At 72.3% G+C, this 25,163-nt stretch carries 27 protein-coding genes; 7 read left to right on the forward strand and 20 right to left on the reverse strand.

What is annotated here, in order from left to right; genetic code table 11:
• Window positions 1-8: 8 nt before the first annotated feature.
• The 13 genes from OG811_RS30750 to coxB form a co-directional block, all read right to left on the reverse strand.
• Window positions 9-674, reverse strand: coding sequence for an SIS domain-containing protein (locus OG811_RS30750; RefSeq protein ID WP_406070745.1), 666 nt, complete (start codon window positions 672-674; stop codon window positions 9-11).
• 55 nt (window positions 675-729) lie between these two features.
• Window positions 730-972 carry a HypC/HybG/HupF family hydrogenase formation chaperone gene (locus OG811_RS30755; RefSeq protein WP_406070747.1) on the reverse strand — a complete coding sequence of 81 codons (243 nt, stop codon included), beginning with the start codon at window positions 970-972 and terminating at the stop codon, window positions 730-732.
• A complete protein-coding gene (locus tag OG811_RS30760) occupies window positions 969-1,583 on the reverse strand; it encodes an SIS domain-containing protein (protein ID WP_406070748.1) in 615 nt (204 codons plus the stop codon). The genes OG811_RS30755 and OG811_RS30760 overlap by 4 nt, the downstream gene beginning before the upstream one ends.
• A gap of 10 nt (window positions 1,584-1,593) precedes the next feature.
• On the reverse strand, window positions 1,594-1,971 hold the full coding sequence (locus tag OG811_RS30765; RefSeq protein ID WP_406070750.1) for a helix-turn-helix transcriptional regulator: 378 nt from the start codon (window positions 1,969-1,971) through the stop codon (window positions 1,594-1,596).
• 178 nt (window positions 1,972-2,149) lie between these two features.
• The gene (locus tag OG811_RS30770) at window positions 2,150-3,919 is read right to left on the reverse strand and encodes a cytochrome bc complex cytochrome b subunit (protein WP_406070751.1); all 1,770 of its coding nucleotides are present in this window, start codon (window positions 3,917-3,919) and stop codon (window positions 2,150-2,152) included.
• A complete protein-coding gene (locus OG811_RS30775) occupies window positions 3,916-4,779 on the reverse strand; it encodes a Rieske 2Fe-2S domain-containing protein (protein WP_406070752.1) in 864 nt (287 codons plus the stop codon). The genes OG811_RS30770 and OG811_RS30775 overlap by 4 nt, the downstream gene beginning before the upstream one ends.
• Window positions 4,776-5,549: a c-type cytochrome gene (locus tag OG811_RS30780; RefSeq protein WP_406070754.1), complete on the reverse strand. Its 774-nt coding sequence runs from the start codon at window positions 5,547-5,549 to the stop codon at window positions 4,776-4,778. The genes OG811_RS30775 and OG811_RS30780 overlap by 4 nt, the downstream gene beginning before the upstream one ends.
• A 3-nt stretch (window positions 5,550-5,552) precedes the next feature.
• Entirely contained in the window at window positions 5,553-5,939 is a 387-nt protein-coding gene (locus OG811_RS30785; protein WP_355392089.1) for a c-type cytochrome, read from the reverse strand.
• Entirely contained in the window at window positions 5,939-6,862 is a 924-nt protein-coding gene (locus OG811_RS30790) for a cytochrome c oxidase assembly protein (RefSeq protein WP_406070757.1), read from the reverse strand. Before OG811_RS30790 ends, OG811_RS30785 begins: the two co-directional genes overlap by 1 nt.
• Window positions 6,859-7,260 carry a hypothetical protein gene (locus OG811_RS30795; RefSeq protein WP_405431444.1) on the reverse strand — a complete coding sequence of 134 codons (402 nt, stop codon included), beginning with the start codon at window positions 7,258-7,260 and terminating at the stop codon, window positions 6,859-6,861. The genes OG811_RS30790 and OG811_RS30795 overlap by 4 nt, the downstream gene beginning before the upstream one ends.
• Window positions 7,260-7,889 carry a heme-copper oxidase subunit III gene (locus tag OG811_RS30800; RefSeq protein ID WP_406070758.1) on the reverse strand — a complete coding sequence of 210 codons (630 nt, stop codon included), beginning with the start codon at window positions 7,887-7,889 and terminating at the stop codon, window positions 7,260-7,262. Before OG811_RS30800 ends, OG811_RS30795 begins: the two co-directional genes overlap by 1 nt.
• Entirely contained in the window at window positions 7,886-9,814 is a 1,929-nt protein-coding gene (ctaD, locus tag OG811_RS30805) for a cytochrome c oxidase subunit I (RefSeq protein WP_406070759.1), read from the reverse strand. The genes OG811_RS30800 and ctaD overlap by 4 nt, the downstream gene beginning before the upstream one ends.
• A gap of 4 nt (window positions 9,815-9,818) precedes the next feature.
• Complete coding sequence (coxB, locus tag OG811_RS30810; protein WP_406070760.1) at window positions 9,819-10,847, reverse strand: cytochrome c oxidase subunit II; 1,029 nt, start codon at window positions 10,845-10,847, stop codon at window positions 9,819-9,821.
• 165 nt (window positions 10,848-11,012) lie between these two features.
• Here coxB and ccsA point away from each other — a divergent pair, with 165 nt between their 5' ends.
• The 5 genes from ccsA (at window position 11,013) to OG811_RS30835 (ending at window position 15,615) form a co-directional block, all read left to right on the forward strand.
• Entirely contained in the window at window positions 11,013-11,771 is a 759-nt protein-coding gene (ccsA, locus tag OG811_RS30815; protein ID WP_406070762.1) for a cytochrome c biogenesis protein CcsA, read from the forward strand.
• Complete coding sequence (locus OG811_RS30820) at window positions 11,768-12,178, forward strand: cytochrome c maturation protein CcmE (protein WP_406070764.1); 411 nt, start codon at window positions 11,768-11,770, stop codon at window positions 12,176-12,178. The genes ccsA and OG811_RS30820 overlap by 4 nt, the downstream gene beginning before the upstream one ends.
• Window positions 12,168-14,111, forward strand: coding sequence for a heme lyase CcmF/NrfE family subunit (locus OG811_RS30825; RefSeq protein WP_406070766.1), 1,944 nt, complete (start codon window positions 12,168-12,170; stop codon window positions 14,109-14,111). The genes OG811_RS30820 and OG811_RS30825 overlap by 11 nt, the downstream gene beginning before the upstream one ends.
• Window positions 14,108-14,671 (forward strand): TlpA family protein disulfide reductase, encoded by a 564-nt coding sequence (locus OG811_RS30830; RefSeq protein WP_406070767.1) that lies wholly within the window; start codon window positions 14,108-14,110, stop codon window positions 14,669-14,671. The genes OG811_RS30825 and OG811_RS30830 overlap by 4 nt, the downstream gene beginning before the upstream one ends.
• A gap of 74 nt (window positions 14,672-14,745) precedes the next feature.
• Window positions 14,746-15,615 (forward strand): cytochrome c-type biogenesis protein CcmH, encoded by an 870-nt coding sequence (locus OG811_RS30835; protein ID WP_406070768.1) that lies wholly within the window; start codon window positions 14,746-14,748, stop codon window positions 15,613-15,615.
• 35 nt (window positions 15,616-15,650) lie between these two features.
• On the opposite strand, the gene OG811_RS30840 is transcribed toward OG811_RS30835, so the two are convergent.
• Window positions 15,651-16,484, reverse strand: a complete 834-nt coding sequence (locus OG811_RS30840; protein ID WP_406070769.1) for a mycofactocin-coupled SDR family oxidoreductase — start codon at window positions 16,482-16,484, stop codon at window positions 15,651-15,653.
• Between the two features lie 223 nt (window positions 16,485-16,707).
• Window positions 16,708-18,264 (reverse strand): PucR family transcriptional regulator, encoded by a 1,557-nt coding sequence (locus OG811_RS30845; protein WP_406070771.1) that lies wholly within the window; start codon window positions 18,262-18,264, stop codon window positions 16,708-16,710.
• Window positions 18,265-18,395: 131 nt separating this feature from the next.
• Here OG811_RS30845 and OG811_RS30850 point away from each other — a divergent pair, with 131 nt between their 5' ends.
• Both OG811_RS30850 and OG811_RS30855 read left to right on the forward strand, forming a co-directional pair.
• On the forward strand, window positions 18,396-19,658 hold the full coding sequence (locus tag OG811_RS30850; RefSeq protein WP_406070772.1) for an NAD(P)/FAD-dependent oxidoreductase: 1,263 nt from the start codon (window positions 18,396-18,398) through the stop codon (window positions 19,656-19,658).
• A gap of 150 nt (window positions 19,659-19,808) precedes the next feature.
• On the forward strand, window positions 19,809-20,135 hold the full coding sequence (locus tag OG811_RS30855) for a TraR/DksA family transcriptional regulator (RefSeq protein WP_406070774.1): 327 nt from the start codon (window positions 19,809-19,811) through the stop codon (window positions 20,133-20,135).
• Window positions 20,136-20,296: 161 nt separating this feature from the next.
• On the opposite strand, the gene OG811_RS30860 is transcribed toward OG811_RS30855, so the two are convergent.
• The 5 genes from OG811_RS30860 to OG811_RS30880 all read right to left on the reverse strand — a co-directional run bounded on the left by OG811_RS30860 (window position 20,297) and on the right by OG811_RS30880 (window position 25,089).
• Window positions 20,297-20,878, reverse strand: a complete 582-nt coding sequence (locus tag OG811_RS30860; protein WP_406070776.1) for a dihydrofolate reductase family protein — start codon at window positions 20,876-20,878, stop codon at window positions 20,297-20,299.
• Window positions 20,879-20,943: 65 nt separating this feature from the next.
• Entirely contained in the window at window positions 20,944-21,849 is a 906-nt protein-coding gene (locus tag OG811_RS30865) for a helix-turn-helix domain-containing protein (protein WP_406070778.1), read from the reverse strand.
• 26 nt (window positions 21,850-21,875) lie between these two features.
• Complete coding sequence (locus OG811_RS30870; RefSeq protein WP_406070780.1) at window positions 21,876-22,232, reverse strand: transcriptional regulator; 357 nt, start codon at window positions 22,230-22,232, stop codon at window positions 21,876-21,878.
• A complete protein-coding gene (locus OG811_RS30875) occupies window positions 22,229-22,927 on the reverse strand; it encodes a hypothetical protein (RefSeq protein WP_406070781.1) in 699 nt (232 codons plus the stop codon). Before OG811_RS30875 ends, OG811_RS30870 begins: the two co-directional genes overlap by 4 nt.
• 461 nt (window positions 22,928-23,388) lie before the next feature.
• The gene (locus OG811_RS30880; RefSeq protein ID WP_406070783.1) at window positions 23,389-25,089 is read right to left on the reverse strand and encodes a bifunctional 3-(3-hydroxy-phenyl)propionate/3-hydroxycinnamic acid hydroxylase; all 1,701 of its coding nucleotides are present in this window, start codon (window positions 25,087-25,089) and stop codon (window positions 23,389-23,391) included.
• Between the last annotated feature and the right edge of the window lie 74 nt (window positions 25,090-25,163).

Consider the following 25,163-nt stretch of genomic DNA (forward strand, 5'->3'; position numbering starts at 1 on the left):
ACGACCGGTCAGAGTTCGTCGGCCAGCGCCTGCTGGGTGAGTTCCCAGAGCACGTGGTAGACCGTCGTCTGCGCCTCCTGGACCCGGTGCACCGATGCCGACGGCACCACGAACAGGTGGTCGACGAACTCGGACTCGGCCATCCGGCCGCCGTCGTACCCGGCGAGCCCGATGGTGAGCATGCCGCGCCGGGACGCCTCCTCGAATGCGCGCAGCACGTTGTTCGATCCGCCGCTGGTGGACAGCCCGACCGCGATGTCCCCGGCCCGGCCGAACGCCGCCAGCTGCCGGGCGAAGACCACCTCGAACCCCACGTCGTTGGAGAGTGCGGTGATCAACGCGACGTCGTGGGCCAATGAGATGGCCGGCAACGGGTGGGCGGCCGCCGGTGGGTGCAGGAACAACTGCGTGATGTCCTGCGCGTCGGTGCTGCTGCCGCCGTTGCCGAACGCGAACAGCGTGCCGCCGGCCCGGAAAGCCGCGGAGCACCGGCGGGCGCAGTCGACCAGCTGCTGCCCGTGCTCGGCGACAAGGGATTCGCGCAGGGCGACGATCTCCGCTGCCTTCGTCGCGGTGGACTGCGCCACCTCGGCGAGCACCGCGTCCACGTCGGTCGGTCGGGTGTCCAGGAACGGGTAGAGCGCTCCGATCGCGCCCTCGATCCCGGCGCTCACGGGGCCACCTCAGCTCGCGGCTGCGGAGCTCGCAGACCCGGCTCACTCCTCGCGCTCACGACCGCTTCTCCACCACGGCGATGGCCTCCTTGGCGTGCACCAGCACCACGTCGCCCGGTCCCGCGTCGACCAGGGCCACGCTGACCTCCTCCGGCCCGGCGTCCGTGTCGACAATCGCCAAGCCGCCGGCCAGCACCTCCCGTACCCGGACGGCGACCGCCGCATCCGAACAGGTGATGCACACGTCGTCGTGGCACTCGGGCACGGCCCAGGTCGTCGTCACCGGCTGTGGGTTCACCGGACCAGCTCCGGCTCCAGCAGTCCGGGCTGCTCGAACAACACATGCACCAACTCCCACAGGATGTGATAGATCGTCACGTGCACCTCCTTGACGATGCACGGGTCCTCGGTGCGGGCGACGACGACGTGGTCGGCGACGGCGTCCCGAGCGATGTCACCACCATCGCCACCGAGGAGCCCGACGGTGAGGAGACCGAGGTCGCGGGCCGTCGCCAGACCGCGCCGCACGTTGGTGCACCGGCCATCGGCGGACAGGCCGAGCGCGATGTCCTCCGGGGCGGCGAGCAGGCGCAGCTGAGCCGCGAACACCTCGTCGAAGCCCTCCGCCCGGGCGATCCCGGTGAGGGTGGCGGCGTCGTTGGTCAGCGAGATCGCCGGCAGGGCTCGCTTGCCCACGATGACCGGGTGAACGAACTCCACCACGATGTGCTGGGCGTCGGTCGCCGGCCCGCCGTTGCCGAAGACGATCAGCTTTCCGCCGCGATGGAAGCGTACGGCCATCTCGTAGCAGGCCCGGGCGATCTGCGGCGCGTCGCCGGCGAGCGCCTGCGCCGGTGCCACCCGGCGGGCGAACGCGCGGCCAACGGCCGGCAGGACAGACGACTCCATGCTCCTCCATTCAGGGTCGGGCAGCGACGTACCGGTCAGCGCCGCCGGGATGCGCCCTCTGGAAGGCGCCCGCCGAGCGGCGCAGACAGGCGCCGATGACCTGGTCGAGCTGCGCCAGCTGGACGGTCCACGACCGGAGATCGTCACGGCCCTTGGCGGTGAGCTGGTAGCACCGGCGGGCCGGCCCCGCTTCGGCGGTCTCCCACCCGGAGACCAGCGACCGGTCGCGTTCCAGGCCGCGCAGCACGCGGTAGACATGGCCGGATTCCACATCGGCCAGTCCCAGGTCCCGGAGCCGGTCGATCAGGTCGTACCCGTGACCGGGCCGCTCGAAGATCAGGAGCAGGAGGAACGGATGCAACAGACCACGCAGCTCACGTCCGTGCATGCCAATCCCTTTCCGGCGCAGGGCACCACCTTTTCAACAGCTAAACACATGTTCGTTCCCAAACGAGGCGGAATGCCCGGTTTGGCTCGGCGCGATGAGCAGCGCCGCGGCCCACGGCCGGATCGAACTCCCGCAACGGCGGGCTGCGGCACGATCGTGCAAAGGCGTAAGGCCTGGATCACGGTAGACACGTCGGGTCACCGTCGCCCGAGGTGATTTCCGCCTTCTTCGTCGAAGGCGACTCGTCGTCGCCGTCGCGCTGGCGGCGGCGGTCCCGCCGGCGCTCGATCAGCGCCGCGATGAGCAACGACCCGACGGCCACCGCGCGCCCCCAGCGGCGCAGGGCCGCCCGGACCGCCCGGACCGGCGGCGAAGGCGGTCCCGGCACCACCACCCTGTCCACACCGGGGTACGCCAGCCGGGCGGCCTCGACCGCTTCCTCCTCCGACCTGACCGCCCGGTTGGCGGTGAGGGTCAGCCCAGCCTCGTCCCGGTAGCGCCACCGCCACACCTCCCCCACCGGCCACAGCTCGATCCGCTCCCCCGGCCGGTCCAGGACGGGGACCTCGGGTTCGCCCTCGCCGCTCGGGCGACGGGGCGCGGGACGGGCCGCCCGGCGCAGGTCGGCCCGGGTGAGTTCGCCGAGCGAGGCCGCCTCCCCGCGACGCAGCGCCCGGGCGATGAAGAACGCGAGCGCACCGGTCAGGAACGGCAGGACGAGCACCAGAACCCGGAACAGCGACAGCAGATCGTAGACCGGCACCCGGAGCAGCCGGGCGAGGATGTCGTCGCCCGCGGCCACCACGAGGACCACGAAGAAGGTCAGGGCGCCTACGCCGATGCCGAGCCGGACCGGGTGGTCCCGGGGCCGGTCGAGCAGTTGGTGCTGGCGGCGGTCGCCGGTGCGCAGCCGTTCGGCGAACGGCCACAGGTAGAGCGCGACGAAGGTCAGCCCGCCGAGGACGACGCCGGGGAAGAACGGCTGCGGCACCAGGTACCCGCCGATGCGGAACTCCCACGACGGGAACAGGCGCAGCGCGCCGTCGCCCCAGGCGATGTACCAGTCCGGCTGGGCCGGTGAGGTGGACTGGGCCAGCTCGAACGGGCCGTACAGCCAGACCGGGTTGATCTGGACCAGCCCGCCGAGGGCGAACAGCACCGCGAGCAGCCAGAGGAAGAGGGCGAGCGAGCGCAGGGCGTACCCCGGCCAGAGCCGTGATCCGACCACGTTGTGCTCGGTCCGACCCGGGCCCGGGAACTGGGAGTGCTTCTGCCGCACCAGGATGCCCAGGTGCAGCGAGACGAGAGCGACGAGGACGGCCGGTACGAGCAGCACGTGGGTGACGAACAACCGGGGGATCATCGCGTCGGAGGGGAACTCGCCGCCCAGAGCCAGCGCGGCCAGCCACGTCCCGACCAGGGGGATGGACTCCACCACCGAGGTGAGGATCCGCAGACCCAGCCCGGAGAGGAGGTCGTCGGGCAGCGAGTAGCCGGTGAAGCCGTTGGCCAGGGCGAGGGTGAGCATGGTCACGCCAATCAGCCAGTTGAGCTCGCGCGGCTTGCGGAAGGCCCCGGTGAAGAAGATCCGGGCCAGGTGCATCACGATCGCCGCGACGAAGACCAGCGCCGCCCAGTGGTGGGTCTGCCGGATCAGCAGGCCGGCCCGCACGTCCCAGCTCAGCCGCACCGTGGAGGCGTACGCGGCGGAGGTGGTCGCGCCGTCCAGCGGGGCGTAGGAGCCCTGGTAGACCCGGTCGGCGGAGCTGGCGTCGAAAAAGAAGGTGAGGTAGACGCCGGTGAGGATCAGCGCGACGAACGAGTAGAGCGCGATCTCGCCCAGCATGAACGACCAGTGGTCGGGAAAGACCTTCGCCAGCGCCCGGCGGGTGATCGGGGAGAGCCGGAGCCGGTCGTCCAGTGCCCGGGCCAGGCCATCGATGATCATGGCCGGCTCCAGAATCCCGCGCCGGGTGGCGAGGTGAAGTCGTCGGTGGCCCGGAGGAAGCCGTCCGGGCCGACCTCGATCGGCAGCCCTGGCAGCGGCCGCGCCGCGGGGCCCGCGACCGGCCGGGCACCGGCCAGCAGGTCGAACGACGACTGGTGGCAGGGGCAGAGCACCCGTCCGGTGCCCTTCAGGTAGAGCCGTACCGGACAGCCGGCGTGGGTGCAGAGCACCGACCAGACGACCAGTCCGCCCAGGTGCCCACCGGCGGGCTGGCGGGTGAACCGCTCGGGGTCGAGGCGGACCGCGAACGCGGGAGCATCCCCGATGTCGAGGTTTCCCTCGGGGAAGACCCCGACCAGCGTGTCGGCGGGCACATCCGCCGGCCGCAACGGCCGTCCCTCGCCGTCGACCAGCCGGACGCCCGGCCCCCACGGGGTGTCCTTCAGCGCCCGCCCCGGGCGTTGCCGGTCCCACGGGAGCAGGGAGCGCAGCGGGAACAGCGCGGCGACGCCGAGGGCGGTCAGCGCGAACCCGAGCGCCGCGAGCAGACCCCACCGCCGGGTCGGGCTGTCCGGCTCGTGGAACACGGCTGCGGTCATCGCCTGCTCGGCCGGGGGCGGGGTGAAACCCTCGTGCTCCTCGACGTAGCCGCCGGTCGGGATCAGCCGCCGGGACCAGACCGCGAGTCCCACCGCGAGGCCGGCGAAGGCGACCGCCAGGCACACCCCCTCCCACTGGGTGTCGCCGCCCAGCCCGTACGTCACCGCGAAGCCGACCGCCCCGGCGGCGCTCACCAGGAACGCGCCGACGATCCGACGGCTCGCGGCCCGCTCGGCCCGCGACGGAGTCCGGCCCCTCACTGTCCCGCCCTCCGGCCCAGCCACCGCACGGCACCGACCAGCAGTGCGAGCACCACCACCCAGGCGAGCAGACCCTCGGCCAGCGGACCCAGCCGGCCCAGCGGCTCGCCGCCCCGGTCCAGCCGTTCGCTGCGCAGCCGCCGCACGTAGCCGGTCAGGTCGTCCACCTGCCGGTCGGTGAGCACCTGGCTCGGGAAGGCCGGCATCAGCCCGGGCCCGACCCGGACCGCCTCGGCGACCTGGACGGCCGAAGCGTCGTACAGCTGCGGCGCGATCCAGCCGTTGGTGAGTACGGCGCCCGAGCCGGTCGCCCCGTGACAGGGCGCGCAGTTGGCGGCGAAGATTTCCCGGCCGGACACGATGTCGCCGGGCGCGACGCGGGGGATCTGCGGGCCACCGCCGCCGAAGCTGGCCACGTGGCCGACCAGCGCCGAGATCTCCTCCGCGGAGAAGACCGGCGGCCGGCGTTCGGCCTGTGGCACCTCCTGCGACAGGGGCATCCGGCCGGTGGAGAGCTGGAAATCCACCGAGGCGGGGCCGACGCCGAGCAGGGACGGTCCCCGCTGCGACCCCTGCCCCTGCGGGCCGTGGCAGCTCGCGCACTGCTCCAGGTAGAGCTGGGTGCCCAGGTCGGTGGCGGCCGGGGTCGGGGTGGCCGGGCCGGGCGCGGACGCGAACGCCACCGGACCCACGGCGAGCACCAGGACGGACCCGGCCGCAAGAATCCGGCGCGGGTGCAGGGCGGGCAGGGTCACCTCTCGTCGTCGCATCCGTCAGTCCAGGGTGTAGAGGTACGCGGCGATGTCCTGCGCGTCGATCGCGCTGACGCCCAGGTTCGGCATGGCGGTACCCGGCTCGACGGCCTGCGGGTCGGTGATCCACCGTTGCAGGTTGTCCGCGTTGTTGGGCAGCTCCCCGGCGACGTAGGAACGGGCGCCGAAGCGGGTCAACGGCGGCCCCACCAGCCCGTCGGCCCGCCCGATGCCGGGGATGGTGTGGCACGAGCCGCAACCGTACTGGGCGATCAACTGCGCACCCCGGTCCGGCCGGCCGGCGCGGGACTCGGGCGGCGGTGGTGGCGATGTCGACGCGCAGCCGGTCGCGGCGACGACCGGCAGCGCCGCCAGCAGGGCTCCCAGCATCCAGAGACGACGGCTCATCAGGACTCCTTCAACCGGGAGGATGTCAACGCACCGTCCCTTGCGTCTGCGGCGCCGGTCGCCGCGGGCCGGCCCGGGCGTGCCGCGACCAGACGGTCGGGTCGCTCCCGCTCCAGGCGCAGCAGCCAGCCCAGGAAGACCGACAACGCCGCCACCAGCACGACCAGGTCCATCGGTGCCCACATCAGCAGCCCGGCGAGCTGCTGATCGGCCAGCGGTTCGGGGCCGAGGACGCGCGCCGGATAGACCGGTTCGGGGGCGAAGGTGAGGGCCGCGCCGAGGGCGGAGGCGGGCAGCATGGTGCCGACCAACAGCAGCACCGACACTGGCGCGGGGGTGTGGTGCCGAGCCGCGCCGAGCACGGGCACCCACAGCAGCCAGGCCGCCGCCACCAGGCTCAGGTGCTCCGCGGCGTGCACGACCGGGTGGTCCACCGCGGCGACGTACGGGCCGGGCAGGTGCCACAGCCACAGGGCGGCGGTCTGCCCCGCTCCGGCCAGCAGGGCGTACCGGGCCGGGCGGCGCAACCAGCGCAGCGGCCCGGCGGCCCGCCAGCGGGCCAGCAGCCGGCGCAGCGACCGGGGCGCGGCCAGGGTCAGTGGCAGCCCCGCCGTGCCGGCCGCCAGCAGCGGGCCGGCCACCAGCACGAACAGCATGTGCTGGGCCATGTGCCCGGCGAAGGACGCCTCCGCCAGCCGGTGCAGCGGCCCCTGGTCGGCCGCCAGCACCACCAGCAGCCCGCCGGCGAACGCGGCCACCCGCCAACCCGACACGATCCGGCCCCGGCCCCGGCGTGCCCACAGCTCCTGCACGCCCCGGCCGTAGCCGGCCGCGATCAGACAGAGCACGGCGACGACCAGCATCGTCAGCAGGCCGTCCGCGACGTCGCTCGGGCCGGGCCCGTGGGCCCCGTAGCCGCTCACCCTTGACATGGTGGAAACACCAGCACGGCGACCCCACCGAGCACGATGATCGTGAGGAACATCAGGTTCGCCCAGAGGCCCACCACGGCGAGCATCCGGGAACGGCCGATCGCGCGGTCCTCATCGCCGGCCGACTGCGCCTGCGCGGTCCGCCGCCAGATGAGCGCGGCCACCAGGAGCGATCCCGCGGTGGCCACGGCCGGAACGACCACGGCGATGCCGACGGCCTGCCAGAGCGGCAGGCCGGAGACCCGGTCGGATCCGGCGGCGCAGGCCAGTTCGTCCAGGCTCCAGGCGGCGAGCAGGTGCACCGCCCAGGCGACGGCGCCGCCGAGCACGCCGTACCAGAGCAGCAGCCCGCCGGCCAGGCGGACCCGGGGACCGGGCTGGACGCTCATCACAGCCGCGGGGAGAGGTAGATGGTGAACAGAATGGCTACCCACACCGTGTCGACGAAGTGCCAGTAGATGGCGACGTTGCGGACCCGTTCGTGGCGGTGGGCGCCGAAACTGCCCCCGCGCAGGGAGGCGGCGAGCAGCCAGCCGATCATGGTCAGGCCGACCAGGACGTGCAGCCCGTGGAATCCGGTGACGACGTAGAACAACGAGCCGTAGACGTTGGTGGTCATGGTGAAGCGCGCCAGGTCCTCGTGGTACTCGATGGCCAGCAGGGCCATGAAGGACAGCCCCATCACCAGGGTCGCGGCGAGGCCGGCCTGCAGGCGCCAGCGCTGGCCACGCCGGATGCCGTGTTCGGCCCAGACCACGGGCAGGCTGCTGGGCACCAGCACCGCGGTCATCACCAGCGGGATGAGCAGCTTCGGCTTGTCAATGCCGGGGGGCGGCCACTGCGGGCCGTACTGGAAGCGGAGGTAGAAGTAGCTGCCCAGCAGGCAGGCGAAGAGGGTGGCCTCGGTGGCCACGAACATCACCATGCCCCACCAGCCGGTGGGCCGGCCGACCGGCAGTTCCGTGCTCAGCGCCTCGGCGCCGGTGGCCGCGGTCACGATGCCGCCCCGGTCCGTCATGACGCGACTCCGAGTTCCTCGTCGGGGCAGTGCGCCGGCCAGAGCCAGGCCGCGATGGTCGCCAGCACCGCCAGCGCGGCGATGATGGCGATCGGGTACCAGGCCAGCAGCATGGCGATGAAGAAAACCAGCAGCGCGCCGGCGAGTATGAGCGGTTTGAAGGAGGACTCCGGCATCTCCACCGCCCGCTCGGGGCGCGCGTCCAACTCGCTGGTGAACAGGGTGCGCCGGCCGTCGCTGAGGATCCGGTCCTCGGTCGCTCCGGAGGTGATCGACTCTGTGGTGCGCTCGTCCCAGACGGGATGCACGCTGTGCACCCGGGGGATGACGGGAAAGTTGTACGGCTCGGGCGGTGAGGCCGCCGACCACTCCAGAGTGTCACCCTCCCACGGGTCCGCCGGCGCCGGCCGGCCCCACCGCACCGTGTGCACCACCCCGATGAGCACCAGCAGCAGGCTGACCCCGAGCAGGTAGGCCCCGACGGTGCTGATCAGGTTTCCCACATTCCAGCCCAGGTCGCCACCGTATGTGTAGACCCGTCGGGGCATGCCGAACAGGCCGTACAGGTGCATGGGGAAGAACGTGACGTGCATGCCGATGAAGAACAGCCAGAAGGACCACCGGCCGAGCCGCTCGTTGTACATCCGGCCGGTCATCTTCGGCAGCCAGTAGTAGAGGCCGGCGAGCATCGGGAAGACGGCCCCGCCGATCAGCACGTAGTGGAAGTGGGCCACCACGAAGTACGAGTCGGTGACCTGCTGGTCGAATGCGGTCAGCGCGAACATGGCGCCGGTGAAGCCACCGAGCACGAAGGTCACGATGAACCCGATGACGAACAGCAGCGGCACCCGGAGCACCAGCCGGCCGAGCAGCATGGTGGCCAGCCAGGCGAAGATCTGGATCCCGGAGGGGATGGTGATGACCGTGCTGGCCGCGCTGAAGAAGCTGTATGACAGTTGCGGCAGCCCGGTGGCGAACATGTGGTGCACCCAGACGCCGAACGAGATGACGGAGATCGCGACGATCGCCAGCACGATCAACGGGTAGCCCACGACCCCCCGGCGGGTGAACGCGGGCAGCACGGCGGAGACGATGCCCAGCGCCGGCATCACGATGATGTACACGTCGGGATGCCCGAAGATCCAGAACAGGTGCTGCCAGAGCAGCACGTTCCCGCCGGCGGACGGGTCGAAGAAGTGGGCGCCGAACCGGCGGTCGAGGAAGAGCAGCGCGTTGTCCGCGTTCAACGCCGGCAACGCGAAGACCACCATGAACGCGGTGGCCACGATCGCCCAGACGAACAACGGCACCCGGTTGAGCGACATCCCCGGCGCGCGCAGCTTGAGCGCGGTGACGATGAAGTTGATCGCCGCCGAGGTGGTGGAGATGCCGAGGAAGAGCAGGCCGAGCGTGTAGACGTCCATGTGCAGGCCGGGATTGTTGCGCACGTCGCTGAGCGGCGCGTACGCGAACCAGCCGTTGTTCGGCGCCGCCCCGAACGGCAGGCTCGCCCACATGAACAGCCCGGCGAAGAGGAACACCCAGTAGCCGAAGGCGTTCAGCCGCGGGAACGCCATGTCCCGGGCGCCGATCATCAACGGGACGAGGAAGTTGCCGAAGCCGAACAGCATCGGGGTGGCGAACAGGAAGATCATCGCCGTGCCGTGCATCGTGAAGAGCTGGTTGTACTCCTGCGGCGACAGGATGCCCGCCTCGGGCCTGGCGAGCTGCGTACGCATCATCAGGGCGCTGAGCCCGGCGAGGGCGAAGAAGAATCCGGCAGTGACCAGGTAGCGTCGACCGATCTTCTTGTGGTCCACGGTGGTGAACCAGGCGCGCAGCGACCGGGGCTCGTCCCAGTGCTCGGTGAGCCGGGCCAGGTCGTCCCGGCTGACGCCGGACGGTGTGCTGGTGGTCGTGGACATGCCCCTACTCCAGTGACCGCAGGTAGACGATGAGGTCGGGCAGCCGGGCAGCGTCGACGGGCTGCGGGGGCATGGCGTTGCCCGGCTTGACGGTCTGGGAGTTGGCGATCCAACCACCGAGGTGCCCGGCGTCGTTGGGCACCGCGCCGGCGCCGATGCTCCACCGGGAACCTACGTTCGACAGGTCGGGCCCCACCCGCCCCTGGGCGCCGCTACCCCGGATCGAGTGGCAGGCGGCGCAGGTGCCCTGCACGAAGGTCTGCTGACCCCGCCGTTCGGCGTCGGTCCGGGGCGCCGGGGCCGGGGCGTCCAGCCGGGCCCGCCAGGTGTCGAAGTCGGCCCGGGGCTGCGCCACCACGAGGAACGCCATGTGGGCGTGCTGGGTGCCGCAGTATTCGGCGCACTGGCCACGGTAGCGACCGGCCTGGCGCGCCTCCAGCCAGGTCTCCCGGGTCTCGCCGGCGATGAGGTCCGTCTTCGGCATCAGCTGTGGCACCCAGAAGCTGTGCAGCACGTCGTCGGTCCGCAGACGTACCCTGACCCGCTCCCCCACCGGAATGTGGATCTCGTTGGCAGTGGCTCCGGAGGAGCCCTCATAGCGCACCTCCCACCACCACTTGTGCCCGGTGACCTCCACGGTCAACGCGTCCCGGCCGGGCCCGGCACCGAGCGCGGCGAGATCCCGCAGGCCGACTCCATAGACGGCCACCAGGATGATGAACGGCAGCCCGGCTCCGGCGATCGCCACGAACCGCAGCGGCTGGCTGTGGCGCACCCGGGCGGCGCCCCGCCGGAACACCAGCGCCCAGGCGAGCAGCGCCATGACCTCGGCGAACACCGCCACGGAGATCCAAAACAGCAGCCACCAGAGGCCGTTGACCCGGGTCGCCCCGGCACCGGCGGGATTCAACGCCGACGGACTGTTGCCGGAGCAGCCGGCGAGCAGCAGCACGCCGGACAGCAGCGGCAGCACCGGCCGGGGTCGGCGCTGCCGCCGGGCCGGGCGTGAACTGGTCTCCGCCGTCGTCTTCACCGGGGAGAACCCTAGCCGCGGTCGTCCGACTTCATCCCTTTTATTCCGAACGCAGAAGAATAGGGGGTTGAGACCCTTATGGTGGGCTCCAGTCCCCACCTTCGGTCAAGCGCCTCCGGGACGCGGACAGCGGTAAAGCGCCTCCGGGACGCGGACAGGGAGATCATGCAACCCTCCACGGTGGACCTGGCCGCGGACACCGCCAGAGCGGCCGCCGCGCGTCGGACGATGGCGTGGGCCGCCGGTGGGCTCGCCGCGGCGGCCACGGTGGCCGGCGGGTGGCTCGCACCCCCCGACCAACTGCAGGGCGACGCGCAGCGGCTGATGTACCTGCACGTCCCCGCCGCCTGGGTGGCGTACGCCGCGTTCGCGGTCGTGCTCGCGGCCAGCGGGGCGTACCTGATAGGTGGTGACCTGCGCTGGGACCGGTTCGCCCGGGCGGCGGCGGAGCTGGGGGTGGTGCTCACCGCCGCCGCCATCGCCACCGGTGCCCTCTGGGGGCACCTGGTCTGGGGCACCTGGTGGGCCTGGGACCCCCGCCTGGTCAGCACGGCCCTGCTGCTGCTCGCCTACGGCGGCTACCTGGCGGTGCGCCGGACGCTGGTCGAGCGGACGGGGGCGCGCGACGGGGGTGACCACCGGGTGGCGAAGCCCGCCGCCGTCGTCGGGGTGGCCTGCTCCCTCCTCATACCCGTGGTGCACTTCTCCGTCGTCTGGTGGCGTTCGCTGCACCAGCAGGCGACGATACTGGCGCCGCACCGGCCCCCGATCGACCCCCGGATGGCCACCGCGCTGCTGCTGGCCGTGGCCGCCGCGACCCTCGCCGGCTCCTACGTCCTGCTGCACCGCGTGGTTTGCCTGGAGCGCCGCCTGGGTGCCGAGCCCTCCCCCGCCGCCGAGCGAACCCCGATGGACGTCGGATGATGCGCCGCCGGGCGGGCCGGGTGGCCCTCCTCGCGGTGCTGCTCGCCACCGGCGGGCTGCTGGTCACCAGCGCGCTCCGCGACACCGTCACGTACTACCGGACGCCGGGCGAACTGCTCGCCGACCCGGACGTCGCGCGGCACCGGGTCCGCCTCGGCGGCGACGTGGTGCCCGGATCGCTGCGCCACGACGGTGACCTGGTCGTGTTCCGCCTCGCCGAGGGCAGTCACGAGATCACCGTCGAGCAGCGCGGCGCACCTCCGGAGACGTTCCGGGAGGGCACCGAGGCGATCGTCGAGGGCACCCTGTCCACCGACGGCGTGTTCCGCTCGGATCAGGTGGTGGTCCGCCACGGCAACGAGTACCAGCCGTCGTCCGCACCCGTGGCTCCCGTCGATGCTCGGTGACCTCGGCACCGCCGGGCTGGCCGTCGGGCTGGCCTGCGCGACCCTGACCGCGCTGCTCTGGCTGCGGGTGGCCCTGTTCGGCACGGCCGTGCGCACCGCCCGGATCGGCACCGCCGCCAGCCTGGCCGCCGCCGCCCTGGCCTGCGCCCTGCTGGAGACGGCGCTGCTACGGCACGATTTCAGCGTACGGTTCGTAGCCGAGAACGGTGGCCGGCACGTCCCGCTCTACCACACGGTGACCAGCCTCTGGTCCGCACTGGACGGTTCGCTGCTGCTGTGGCTGCTGGTCCTCGGCGGGTACGCGGCGCTGCTGGCCCGGCGCGCGTACCCGCCCCGGCTGCACGCGTACGCCATGGTGGTGGTCAGCGTGGTCATGCTCTTCTTCTTCGCGCTGTCCACCTTCGCCGCGAACCCGTTCCGCTCGATGAGCCCGGTCCCGGTCGACGGCCCCGGGCCGAACCCGCTGCTGCAACAGCACCCGGCCATGGGTGTGCACCCGCCGCTGCTCTACGCCGGCTACCTCGGCCTGGTCGTACCGTTCGCCTTCGCGCTGGCAGCGCCGCTGGCCGGGCGGGAGGGCGCGGGCTGGGTGCGGGTGGCCCGCCCGTGGGCGCTGGTCGCCTGGGCCGCACTCACCGGCGGCATCGGCCTGGGGGCCTGGTGGTCGTACGCGGTACTGGGCTGGGGCGGTTACTGGGCATGGGACCCGGTGGAGAACGCCTCCCTGCTGCCCTGGCTGACCGCCACCGCGTTCCTGCACACCACCCTCGTACGCGGCCGGGCCGCCTGGCACAGCGCGCTGGCCTGTGCCAGCTTCCTGCTGGTACTGCTCGGCACCTTCCTCACCCGCTCCGGCGCGGTGGCCAGCGTGCACGCCTTCACCGACTCGCCGCTAGGCCCGATGCTGCTCGGCTTCGTGCTGCTGGCGGTGCTCGCGTCGACCGTCCTGACCGGCCGTCGGGCCCCCGAGCCGGCCCGTCCTGGGCGCCCACCGGCGCTGTCCCGCCCCACCCTCGCGCTGGTCAACGGCGTACTCCTGGTGACCATCGCCGCAGTGGTGTTGATCGGCACGATCCTGCCGCTGCTGTCCGCCCCGGTCAGTGGCACGCGCGCCTCGGTGGGGCCCGCCTACTACCAGCGGACCGCGGTGCCGCTGGCGGTCGTGGTGCTCCTGGTGATGGGTGTGGCGCCCGCGCTGCGGGTCCGCGACCGCTCGGCGGCGTTGCGGCGGCTCGCCGTTCCCGCCGGCGCCGGTCTGGGCACCGTGGCCCTGGTCGGCCTGCTCAGCCGGCCCGGCCTGGCCGCGCTCACCGCGTTCGGTGCGGCGGGATTCGTCCTCACCGGCCTGACCGGGGAGGCGGCCCACCGGCTGCGGCGGTCCGGCCCGCACCGGCGACCCGGCCGGCTCGGCGGGCTGGCCGCACACGCCGGGCTCGCCCTCGTCGCGGTCGGCGTGGCCGGATCGTCGGCGTACGCCCGGGACGCGGAACGGACGCTGCGGGTCGGCGAGACCCTGCGAGTCGGCGACGTCGCGGTCCGCCTGGACGGCGTGGAGCGCACCGGCGGCGAGGAAACCATGACGGTGCGGGCCCGGCTGGCGGTCACCGCATCGGGCCGGGCCGCTCCGGCGCTGACCCCGGCGCTGCGCTACCACCCCGCCCGGGACACCGCCGTCACGGTGCCCGCGATCCGCGCCGGCCTGCTGGGCGACACGTACGTCACGCTGATCGCCGTCGCCGCGGACAGCGGCAGCGCCACCGTACGGCTGGCGGTGAACCCGCTGGTCGGCCTGCTCTGGGCCGGCGGCGCGCTGACCGCCGCCGGCGGGTTGCTCGCGGCCGCCGCCACCGCCCGCTCACGGACCCGGCCGGCCGACCGCGGCGAGCACCCGCGGCCCACCCCGGTGGCGGTCGGCGCCGGAGCCGAGACGTGAGGCGCCCGGCCCTGCGGCGCCCCGGGTGGCTGCGGACGGGTCCGGCGATGGTGCTCGCGCTCACGGTCGCCGTCGGCGCGCTGGTCGTCGTCGGCCTGCGCGCGCCCGACCCGTCGAATCCCGAGCAGACTCCGGCGGTGGCGGGCAGGCCCGCCCCGGCACTGTCCGGGGCCACCCTGGATGGTGGCCGTTTCGCGCTCGCCGACGTGCGGGGCCAGGTGGTGCTGGTCAACGTGTTCGCCTCCTGGTGCGGGCCCTGCCGCGACGAGCTGCCGCTGCTGGTGGACGCCGAACGGACCTGGTCCACGCGCGGCCTGCGGCTGGTCGGGCTGAACATCCGCGACGGCACCGACGCGGTCCGGGCACTGCTCGACGACACCGGCGCGACGGGGCTCACCGTGGTGCCGGACCCGGACGGCACCCGGGCGGTCGAGTGGGGGGTGCGAGGCGTACCGGAGACGTTCGTGGTGGGCCGCGACGGCCGGCTCGTCGACCGGTGGCAGGGCGTGGTGACCCGGCAGTGGCTGGAGCAGCGGATCACGCCGCTGCTGGCCGGATGAGCTGGCGGCGCGCCTTGGGGCGCGTCTCCCGAATCTCGACGGGATCCAGGCGACATTCCCTGGTGGTGGCGTTCGTGCTCAGCGCACTGGCCGTCGCGGCCGGCGTGGGGCTGGCCCGCTCGGCGGACGACCACGGCCGGCCGGACCCGGTCCTCGCGGTCGCCGCCGAGCTGCGCTGCCCGGCCTGCCAGGGCGAGTCGGTGGCGGACTCCCGGTCACCGATCGCGGCGGCCATGCGGCAGGTGGTGACGGACCAGGTCGCCCAGGGGCGGGACCGCGACGAGATCCGGCGGTGGTTCGTCCAGCGGTACGGCGCGGACGTGCTGACCGATCCGCCGGCTCGCGGGGTCCGGCTGCTGCTGTGGGGCGTACCCCTGCTGGCCCTGCTGGGCGGCGGCTGGGCGGCCCGGCGGACGCTGCGGCCCGGCGCCGCCCGGGCCCGTCCCGCCGCGCCCTGGCGACCGGACGCCCGGGGCGCGCGGCGGGTGTGGCGGGTGGCGTCGGTGGGCGTGGTGGCGCTCGTGGCGTCCGTCGCGGTCGTCGCCGACCGGCTCGACCCGCCCGCCCGGCCGGCCCCGGCCGACCCGGTCGCGGTCGCCCTCCAGCTCGCCCACGACCTCGAGACGCAGAACCGGTACGACGCCGCGGCGCAGATGTACCAGGAGGCGTTGCGGGATCGGCCCGACGATGGGATCCGCCTGCGGCTCGCCTTCGCGCTGCTGCGGGCCGGCGACGGCGTCGGCGCGCAACGAACCGCCCGAGAGGTCCTGGCCCGCGAGCCGGATTCCCCCGACGGCCTGCTGGTGCTGGGGCTGGCGCAGCGGAACAGCCGGTCCGCCGAGGCGGAGCAGACGCTGCGGCGTTTTCTGGCCGTCGCACCGGCCCATCCGGCCGCCGCAGAGATCAAGCGGCTGCTCGCCGCAGGTCAGTCCACCGGGCGCTGACAGCCCGTGACGCGATCACCGTCGGTCGCGGGGAATCAGAACTTCGCGAGCAGGCCCGCATCCACGGGAATCGCGACCCCGGTGACGTAGCGGGACTCCTCCGACGCCAGCCAGAGCATCGCGTTGCTCACGTCCTCGGGCTCCACCCACGCCACCGGTAGCAGGGCCAGGCCGCCGAAGACCCGGGCCACGTCGTCGAGGGTCGGGGTTTCCACACCGGGGATGTACGCCCTCAGCAGGCGTTCGTTCATCGCCATCTCGGTGTTGACCATCCCCGGGTTGACGGTGTTCACCCGGATGTTGTGCTCCCCCAGCTCGTTCGCGAGGGTGCCCATGAGCCCCTGGAGCCCATGCTTCGACGCGGTGTAATGGGCCTGGTTCGGAGCGCCGATGAGCCCGGCCGTGGAGCTGATGATGACGACCGATCCGCCGCGGCCACGCTCGATCATCCCTGGCACGACGGCCTTGACCGCGTGCCAGGCGCCGACGAGGTTGACTGCGAGGATGTCCTGCCATTGCTTGTCGGTCAACTCGAGAGCGGGGTTCTGGTTCGCGATGCCGGCGTTCGAGACGAGGATGTCGATCCCGCCGAACTTCTCGGTCGCCTCGGCGACCGCGGCATCAAGTGCACCCTGGTCACGCACGTCGGCTGTGCGTGCGATGATCCGCCGGCCCGCAGCCTCGACCAGGGCGGCGGTCTCGGCAAGATCTGCCGGCGTGCCCTGGCGGTAATCGAGGTCCGGCTCGTTCCGGGCCAGGTCGACCGCGACGATGTCCGCGCCCTCCTGAGCAAGCCGCACCGCGTGCGCCCGACCCATGCCGCGCGCCGCCCCGGTGATGAACGCTGTCTTTCCCTCAACGCGCCCCATGGCGGTTCGTCCTTTTCCTGGTAGGTAGGCGAAGCTCGCCCACCGATGTTGGTACTCGCACCCGAGACAACGTGATGCCCACAACCTGTCCGACGAAACGGCAGCGCCGGACGGCGTCTGTCGGGCTCGTGAAGCAGGCAGCCCGCCCCATTGACCCGCGCACCCCAGGGCCGCCCGGCAGGTGATGGAGGGGCGCTCCCCGCGTCCGCTGCCGAGCCGGCCGTCAGGACCCTGGCCGCCGCGCCGCGAGCTGGATCTGCAGCGCCAGCCGGGTACGCGGCGACTCCAGGTCGATGTGGGCGACCTCGGCGAGGCGGCGCATCCGGTGCCGGAGCGTGTTGGGGTGCACGTGCAACTGCCGGGCCGCCTTGTTCGGGTCACCCTGCTGCTCGAGCCAGGCGGCGACCGTGGCGACGTAGTCGGTGCCGTGCCTGCGGTCGTGGTCGACGAGGGCGGGCAGCGGCCCGCCGACCAGCAGGTCGGGCTGCGGTACGGCGGTGACCACGCGGTGCACCACCACGTCGGCCCAGGCGTCCTCGAACCGCAGCACGGAACCGCGCTGCCGGGCCGAGCCGCGCAGCGCGAGCAGCTCCGCCGCCTCGGCGCGTGATCGGGGCAGGTCGGTCAGCTCGGCGGCGACGCCGCCGGACCCGGCGCCCAGCCCCGAGTCGTGCACGGCGATGTCGCGGATCAGCCGCTCCATCCAGAGCCAGGAGCCGGGCAGCTCGCCCCGGTCGACCACGACGGCGAACAGGACGTCTCCGACGTCGGCGATCAGCGGCTGGCGCCAACCGTGCCGACGGGTGATCGACTCCCACAGGGCCAGGTTGTGCACGATCTCCTCGGTCCCCCCGTGCGCCCCGAGCGCGACGACCCGCCACGGCCCCTGGGGCAGGCCGAGTTCCTCGCGGCTCATCCGGGCGGGGGCACGCAGGGCGGCCTTCAGGCGTTCGGCGGACACCCGGCGGGCGACGTCCGCCTGCACCCGGAGGCGGAGCAGGTGCAGCGCCAGCACGGACGCCGTGCCTTGGAGATCGCGCAGGCGCTCGTCCGGCACCGGACCGTCCACGACGGCCCAGATCGAGCCGAGCAGCTCACCTCCGGCGCGGATCGGGATCACCAGCCGGGGCAGCGTCCCGTCCGGACCCTGCGGCACGAAGATCAGCTGCCTACCCTTCGCCAACTCGCGGAAGACGCCACGGGAACGGAAATGTGCGATCACATCACCGGGAACCCGCCGTCCGACGATGGTCGAGACCCGCGCGGAGTCGGTGCGATCTTGACGCGACGAGTAGGCGATCACCCGGTACTGGGCGTCCTCGATCGTCACCGGCGCGTCGACGATGGCGGCGGTCGCGTCGGCGAGCGCGAACAGCTCGTCGTACACCCCGGTTTCCCCGGTCTCCAGCGAGCCGGGCGCGACGGCCCGGTCGATCACGCCGCGGAGCAGCCAGACGAGTTGGGTCCACGACCCGTGGCTCTGCAACTCGACCAAGGTCAGGTCACGATCGGCGGCGGACGACGTCACGTCGGGGTGCGAGGCGAGCGGCGGCTTGAGGACGAGGCCGGCCGCCGCAGCCGCCGCGCAGCGCTCGATCACGGCAAGGGCCTGATCCGGGGTGGCGATGCCCGCGCCGAGGACGAGGTCGCCGCTCTGACCGATCGGCGCTTCGTCGAGTTCGGCGAGGGTCACGTCGCGGACCTCCGCCGCTCCGGCGGCGACGACGACCTTGAGCAGGGCGGCGCCGACGGCGTCCACGATGCCAGCCACGGTGATCATGACCGAATTGTGCCTCAGCATTGTTCGTTTCGACCAATCGTACGGACGAGCATTGGCCTGGCGGAACAATGACGTTTCGCCGCAGTGGAGACAGGATGGGGCCGATCTCAGTTGCCGTGAAGGAGACAAAGATGCCTGCCATCGAGTCCGCGCCCAGCCCTCAGCGCGTCGCCGTCATCGGTGCGGGGATGGTCGGGCTGGCCACCGCCTGGTTCCTGCAGGAGCGGGGGATCCAGGTCACCGTGTTCGACCGCAAGGGTGTGGCGGCCGGCGCCTCCTGGGGCAACGCGGGCTGGCTCACCCCCGGCATCACCACTCCCCTCCCGGAGCCGGCGGTGCTCCGCTACGGCCTGCGCGCCGTCCTGAGCCCGTCGTCGCCGGTCTACGTGCCGCCGCGCGCCGACCCTCGGCTCCTGCGGTTCCTGGCGGGCTTCACCCGGCACAGCACCGCGGCCAAGTGGCGGACCGCAATGCGGGCGTACATCCCGATGAACCGACGCGCGTTCGACGCGTTCGACGCGCTGACGGCCGGCGGGGTCGACGCGACGACGCACGAGGCGAAGTCGTTCATCGCGGCGTACCGGACCGAGACCGAACGGTCGGTCCTGCTCGACGAGCTGGCGCACATCCACTCCGCCGGCCAGGAGATCGAATTCGACGTCCTGACCGGGGCGGAGGCACGCGAGGTCGAGCCTTCGCTGTCGGACGGCATCGGCGCCGCGATCCGGCTCCACGGCCAGCGGTTCATCAACCCCGGGGAGTACGTGCAGGCACTCGCCGAGTCCGTCCGGGCGCGCGGTGGCGCGCTGGAGATCGGGGCGGAGGTGGTGACCGTTCACGACGAGGGAGCCGGGGTCCGCGTGGTGACCTCGGCCGGCGCGGACGAGCGCTACGACGCGGTGGTGCTGGCGACCGGCACCTGGCTCGGTGACCTGGCCCGGCGCTTCGGGGTCCGGACCGTCGTGCAGGCCGGCCGCGGCTACAGCTTCAGCATCCAGCTCGAGCACGTTCCCTCCGGTCCGGTGTACTTCCCGGCGCAGCGCGTCGCGTGCACCCCGCTCGGTGACCGGCTGCGCGTCGCGGGGATGATGGAGTTCCGCAACGCCGAGGCGCCCCTGGACCGTCGCCGTGTCCTGGCCATCGCCGAGGCCGCCCGACCGCTGCTGCGCGGCGCCGACCTGGACGCCCGCACCGACGAATGGGTCGGTTCGCGCCCCTGCACCCCGGACGGGCTGCCGCTGATCGGCCGCACCCGGTCGCCGCGGGTCTTCGCCGCCGGCGGCCACGGCATGTGGGGCATCACCCTCGGCCCGCTCACCGGCAAGCTGCTCGCCGAGCAGATCACCACGGGCCGGCAGCCTGCGGAGCTGCACCCCTTCGACCCGCTGCGCTGAGCCCTGGTCGGTCCGGCGGTCGCTCGCGATCGCCGGACCCGGTCACCCCATGGTCGTCCCAACACATTCGCCTGACCGGCATCAGCGGGCGGAGCGCGACAGCGCTCCGCCCGCTCTTTCATGAGCAGGAAGGACTCCGAGGTGTACGTCGTGAGCAGGCAGGACGAGCTGGGTGTACTGCGGATCGTCCTGGAGGAGCAGTACGAGCGGCACAGCACCCAGCTCGCGCTGCTGGCCCGGCAGGCCCGCCAGGCACCCGGTGACGAGGGCGACCTGGCCGCCGCGTCCGCGCTGGCCGCAGCGTCGCGACGGGCCCTGGGCGACATCGCCCGGGCGCTGCACTACCTGGAACAGGGCCGGTACGGAACCTGCGAGAGGTGCCACAGCGACATCCCGATCGAGCAGCTGGCGATCCGGCCGGCGGCCCAGTTCTGCACCACCTGCCAGCCCAAGGCTCCCCACCCCCGCCGTCCATAGCCGTGGATGCCGGTTCCGGGCTCACGCGCTCGCCCGGGAACCACTGTTCCGCGAACCCGGTGGCCCGCCGGCGCACCCCCGGTGCGCTGTTGAACGCGGCCGGAGGCCCGATCTTGTGTCACCGTTCGCAGTGGACTTCTTCGCGTACCCGCTCAGATCGGTCAACGGCGCACCCGATAGCGCAGGTGAAGCACCCGGTTGCCCTGAATCACCACGTCAGGATCCTCCAACAGGTGCTGCGCGTCGACCGACCCGAAGTAGCGCTTGCCGGACCCGAACACGACGGGTACGACGTCCATGCGTACCTCGTCGATCAGGCCCGCGGCAAGCACCTGGCCACCGACGTCGCCAGCGGCGACCTCGACCATGCGGTCACCCGCAAGCTCCTGCGCCTTGGCCACGGCTGCCTCGACGCCGTCGACGAAGTGAAACGGAGCTTCGGGGTCCCAGCCCTCGGGCTCCGGCCGGTGCGTCACGACGACCACGTGGTCGATCCCGCCCGGAGGCTTCCCGTCCCAGCCATCCGTCATGTCGAAGACGTGGCGACCGACGATTGTCGCCCCGATCTGGTCCCAGTACGGCCGGGTGTAGTCGTAGGACGTCTGCGACACCTTCACCCCGCCGCTCTCGTCCAACGGGACGTCACCGTTGGACAACCAGTCGAACAGCGGTCCGGGCTGGTCATTCTCGTCCGCGACGAAGCCGTCCACCGACACCGAGCTGTACATGACCACCTTGCCCACGGGGCTCTCCTCTGTTTTGGGGTGCCCCAAATTAGCGTGTCGTGAGCTGTCGCTCTTGTAAGAAATCAATCCGCCGGCAGCGGCCAGCCGTCCATTACGTGGCCGGGATGTTCGCGCAGGAACCGCCGCCGGACTTCGACGTACCGGGTCGGCGTGAGCCCGGTGAACGCCCGGAACTCGTGGCCGAAGTGGGCCTGATCGAAGTAGCCTGCGCCACCGGCGAGGTCGCCCCAGTCGATCGGTTCGGCGGGGTTGATCGAGAGCACGGTGGCGGCGAAGCGGTAGGTGCGGGCCAACCGCTTCGGCGTGACGCCGATGAGCTCCTTGAACCGCTGTGCCAGATGAGTGCTGCTGACACCGGCTGCCACGCTCAGGTCGCCGATCGCCACCGCCCCGCTGGTCGCCGCGATGACGCTGCTCGTATGGCTGACCAGCCCCAGGCCGGCGGTCTCGCACAGCCGTCGCATCAGCTCCTCCTCGAGCAGCGTCAGCATCTCGTGCGGTCCGTCCGCCGTGGCCAGCCGGTCTCGCAGCTCAGCAATGGCGGGCCGGCCCCAAACCTGCTCTACCGTCACCGGCCGGTCACACAGCTCGGCCGCGGGCATCGGCAGGAACGGCGCCAGCCCCCACGGCTTGAAGTGCACGCCGACGGACCGGGTCCGGCGTGGGTAGCCGAACTCCAACGCGCGGGTGGGCGTGGTGACCACGCAGCCGTCGGCGTACTCGGCCGTCTCGATGTCGGTGCCTGCGCGGATGCGGAACGGCGCCCCGAGGTTGACGATGAGCAACGCCGCCGGCATCGGCGGCAGCGTCAGCCGGGCGTACGGCGGCGCACCCTCCAGGTAGTAAAGGTCGTCGATCAGTCCGTTTAGCGGCGGTCGCGGCACTCTGGACACGTACTCCACGCCCACAGCATCGCCGACGCCCGCCGGCATCGCGCCGAAATGGTCCAGCCGCGCTGCCGCCAGCATCGAACCGGTGCCAACGGCTGTTATCGCTACTGGTCGTTCGTCGTCTCGACACGGGCGATGAGCAGCTTGAGTCGCGCGATTTCCTCGGCGAGCGCGGCGTTGCCCGCCGCAGTGAGGGTGATCCAGGTCCGGCCGCGCCGCCCGGCGTAGCCCTTCTCGACCTGGACCAGTCCGGCCGTCTCCAGCACGCCTATGTGCTGGGAGAGGTTGCCGGCGGTCAGTTCCAGCTGGGTGCGCAGGTAGCCGAACTCGACCCGGCGGGCCTCGTGTGCGATGGTGAGGATGCCGAGCCGGACCCGCTGGTGCACCACGTCGTCGAGCCCGGTGACCGGATGCGGGGATTCGGTCTCGTCCGGCGCCGGGTTGTCGGCGGGGTCGGTCATCGGGGCCGCTGCAGCCGTCGCGCCAGCGCGAAGCCGGCGCTGCCCAGCAGCAGCAGGCCACCGCTGATGACCAGCGGTGGCGCGAATCCCCACCGGTCCCCCCAGCCGACCCCCCACCCGAAGTTGATCGGCACCAGCACCACCGCCAGGTACCCGAGGGTGAACAGCAGCAGCGCGACGTGCCGCTCCAGCCAGGCCAGCACCAGCAGGGCCAACCCGATCGTGCCGGTCGGCCCGAGCAGCCGGTTCAGGAAGAGGACGAAGGGCCACGGGTTGTCGGGGTACACCGTCGGGTCGGGGAGGGCCCAAGCCGGCGGGATGGCGGCGAGCAGCACGACGAGCGCGACGCCGGTGAGCACGTACGGCAGCACCCGGGTGGCCAGTCCCCGGGTCCGGGCGACGCGCAGGTACCCGCCGGCGATCACCACGTACGCCACCACCGTCGCCGCCCACCAGTAGTACGCCACGGCCGGGAACCGGAACTTGCACACCTGGCCGTCCTCCACCACGTGGCAGTCGCTGACGACCGGGTGGCCGTACCGGTACACCGGGATCGCTCCGAGTGTCACCACGGCCAGCACCAGCAGCGGCAGCCACGTCACCCGCTGGTCAAGACGGACCCGGCGCGCGAGGTCGCGCGCATCAGCCAGGAGCCGGCGGGGATCGTCGCCGGCAGGAGCAGCATCAGAAGTCATGCCAATAGGTTTCCATGGCAAACCAAGTAGCGCTAGTAGCACTATCGGTTGATGCATGGCCGAAACCGTCGCGGTCACGCGTAGCGCCCTTGACGTCCCCGCGTGGCGCAAAGGGTTGGGGGCACCCGGGGGGATGCATCACGCGGGGAGCAACCCCGATGTCGTCCCGCCTCAGCTCCTCATGCGCTCGGCGCCCTGCAGCGTGGCCGGCCGGCCCGGCCGATGCCGGTCGGAGGTCGCCAGCATGCCCGGGGCCGGCAGGGCCCGCTTTGCTGATCACCTTGACGAAGGGAAGAGGGTTCCGCACCGGGCTTGATGGAGACACCGAAACCTGGGAGGAACACCAGCTATGCCGGCACCGAAGAAGTACAACGATGAGCTGCGTGAGCGTGCGACCCGGCAACGGCGAGGAAGGCATGCGCGAGCATCGCGAGGGCGACCCATCGGTACCAGGACGACGATCACGAAGGCAGGCCCGGTGTCGCCGCGAACCCCGAACTGTCTGGCAGGGACCGACCCGGTCCTCCCGACGGCACGCCGAGGGCGGCCGTCAGATCCCGCCCGGCCCGATCGATCCCGACGGTCGCCGCAAGGGCGAACACGAACCGGTCCGGCCGCAGCACCACCAGATCGGCACCGTGGCGCCGGAGCCATCCGCCGAGCACACCGTCGACGTCAATGACATCGACCCGGTCTGGCTGGCCGTCCCCTGGTGGGTCTGGCAGGCCGGCCACCGGGGTGCCGGACGGATGGACGGCGACGAACCGCACCGGCAGCCCTCTCCACTGCGGTCCGAGCGGACTGTCCGCCGTAGCGGGGCCGAGCACGGCGAAGCCGTCGCCGAGCGCCTCGTCGAGCAGGCGCGCATCGGGTGTTCCCGGGATGAGGATCCGCGGCTGGGGAAACATCGTCCCGACCACGCCGTTTCGCCGACCGCCGGCCATCAGGCCCCGCCGGTACGCCGGCACCGGCTTGAACTCGAACCGCTCCACGAAACGCCGTACCCGGGAGATCGTCTGGACCGCCCGGAGCACGGTGTCCCGCAGCCAGGCGGTGGACCGGTTGCGGGCCAGGAAGACGCGACCCAGCCGGACGCTCGTCCGCGCCATCTCCAGGGTGTGCGGGCGCCGCTCGGACTCGTACGTGTCCAGTACCGCGACGTCGGCGGCACGGGACAGCACCAGGGCCAGCTTCCACGACAGGTTCGCCGCGTCGCGCAGACCGCTGCACAAACCCTGGCCCAGAAAGGGGGGCATCTGGTGGGCCGCGTCGCCCAGCAGAAAGACCCTTCCCTCTCGCCACCGTTGGGCGATGAGGTGGTGGAAGGTATAGACCACCGCCCGGCTAACGGTGAACCGTGCCGGGTCGAGGTACGGCGAGACGAGCGCGGCGATGTTCTCCGGCCGCTGCATCTCGGCATCGGTCTCACCTGGGCGCAGCATGAACTCCAGACGGTAGCTGCCGGCCGCGCCGGGGGACACGAACGCTGGCCGCCGCCAGTCGCAGACGAACGTGGTGTCCTTGACCCGCACGGCGTCGGGCGGCACGTCGCCTGAGACCGCCAGCCACGGCTCGGCGTAGCTCGCCCCGGCCAACGGGATCCGGACGGCGGATCGGGTCGCGCTCCGCGCGCCGTCGCAGCCGAGCACGTACTTGGCACGGACTGCCCGTCGCTGCCGGGTGACCACGTCGGACAGGAGCACGGTCACCCCCTCCTCGTCCTGCTTCAGGCCGACCAGTTCGGTGCCGAGCGAGAGCTGGACGTGCGCGAAGCGGTCCAGCCCGGCCCGCAGCGTCCGTTCCAGTCGTGGCTGGTCGAAGAAGCGCAGCGGTGCATGCCCGTACCCGAAGTCCGTCTCGGACAGCGCCATCCGGGCGAAGACCCGGCCCGCGCCGTTGACGTACTCGACGAGCTGCGGGGCGATCGTCTCACCCCGCACCTCGTCGAGCAGGCCGGCCTGCTGGTAGATGCGTAGCGCCTCGTCGTCGCAGGAAAAGGCCCGTGGCTGGCCGTGCGGAGCCACGCTCTGCTCCACGACCAGCGTGGTGACGCCGCGGGCGCCGAGCAGGTTGGCGGTGAGCGCACCGACCGGCCCGCAGCCGATGACGGCCACCTCGACGTCCTGGACCGGATGGTGAGCCAACGGCTGAACTGGACGCATGGTGATGCCCTTTCGGAACACGTTCCTGGGGACGGCTCCGGCCGTCCCCCTGACGCGGACCAGGGCACCAGGTC

Source organism: Micromonospora sp. NBC_01638 (genome assembly GCF_045209745.1).
In the GTDB taxonomy this organism is placed as follows: Bacteria; Actinomycetota; Actinomycetes; order Mycobacteriales; family Micromonosporaceae; genus Micromonospora.

Excerpts from the sequence above, each read along its gene's own strand:
- OG811_RS30880 (WP_406070783.1), bottom strand. The coding sequence starts at position 25,089 with ATGCGTCCAGTTCAGCCGTTGGCTCACCATCCGGTCCAGGACGTCGAG.
- OG811_RS30845 (WP_406070771.1), bottom strand. The coding sequence starts at position 18,264 with ATGATCACCGTGGCTGGCATCGTGGACGCCGTCGGCGCCGCCCTGCTC.
- OG811_RS30870 (WP_406070780.1), bottom strand. The coding sequence starts at position 22,232 with ATGACCGACCCCGCCGACAACCCGGCGCCGGACGAGACCGAATCCCCG.
- OG811_RS30850 (WP_406070772.1), top strand. The coding sequence starts at position 18,396 with ATGCCTGCCATCGAGTCCGCGCCCAGCCCTCAGCGCGTCGCCGTCATC.
- OG811_RS30770 (WP_406070751.1), bottom strand. The coding sequence starts at position 3,919 with ATGATCATCGATGGCCTGGCCCGGGCACTGGACGACCGGCTCCGGCTC.
- OG811_RS30795 (WP_405431444.1), bottom strand. The coding sequence starts at position 7,260 with ATGAGCGTCCAGCCCGGTCCCCGGGTCCGCCTGGCCGGCGGGCTGCTG.
- OG811_RS30760 (WP_406070748.1), bottom strand. The coding sequence starts at position 1,583 with ATGGAGTCGTCTGTCCTGCCGGCCGTTGGCCGCGCGTTCGCCCGCCGG.
- OG811_RS30780 (WP_406070754.1), bottom strand. The coding sequence starts at position 5,549 with ATGCGACGACGAGAGGTGACCCTGCCCGCCCTGCACCCGCGCCGGATT.
- OG811_RS30785 (WP_355392089.1), bottom strand. The coding sequence starts at position 5,939 with ATGAGCCGTCGTCTCTGGATGCTGGGAGCCCTGCTGGCGGCGCTGCCG.
- OG811_RS30865 (WP_406070778.1), bottom strand. The coding sequence starts at position 21,849 with ATGCTGGCGGCAGCGCGGCTGGACCATTTCGGCGCGATGCCGGCGGGC.
- ccsA (WP_406070762.1), top strand. The coding sequence starts at position 11,013 with ATGCAACCCTCCACGGTGGACCTGGCCGCGGACACCGCCAGAGCGGCC.
- ctaD (WP_406070759.1), bottom strand. The coding sequence starts at position 9,814 with ATGTCCACGACCACCAGCACACCGTCCGGCGTCAGCCGGGACGACCTG.
- OG811_RS30800 (WP_406070758.1), bottom strand. The coding sequence starts at position 7,889 with ATGACGGACCGGGGCGGCATCGTGACCGCGGCCACCGGCGCCGAGGCG.
- OG811_RS30840 (WP_406070769.1), bottom strand. The coding sequence starts at position 16,484 with ATGGGGCGCGTTGAGGGAAAGACAGCGTTCATCACCGGGGCGGCGCGC.
- OG811_RS30820 (WP_406070764.1), top strand. The coding sequence starts at position 11,768 with ATGATGCGCCGCCGGGCGGGCCGGGTGGCCCTCCTCGCGGTGCTGCTC.
- OG811_RS30825 (WP_406070766.1), top strand. The coding sequence starts at position 12,168 with ATGCTCGGTGACCTCGGCACCGCCGGGCTGGCCGTCGGGCTGGCCTGC.
- OG811_RS30765 (WP_406070750.1), bottom strand. The coding sequence starts at position 1,971 with ATGCACGGACGTGAGCTGCGTGGTCTGTTGCATCCGTTCCTCCTGCTC.
- OG811_RS30875 (WP_406070781.1), bottom strand. The coding sequence starts at position 22,927 with ATGACTTCTGATGCTGCTCCTGCCGGCGACGATCCCCGCCGGCTCCTG.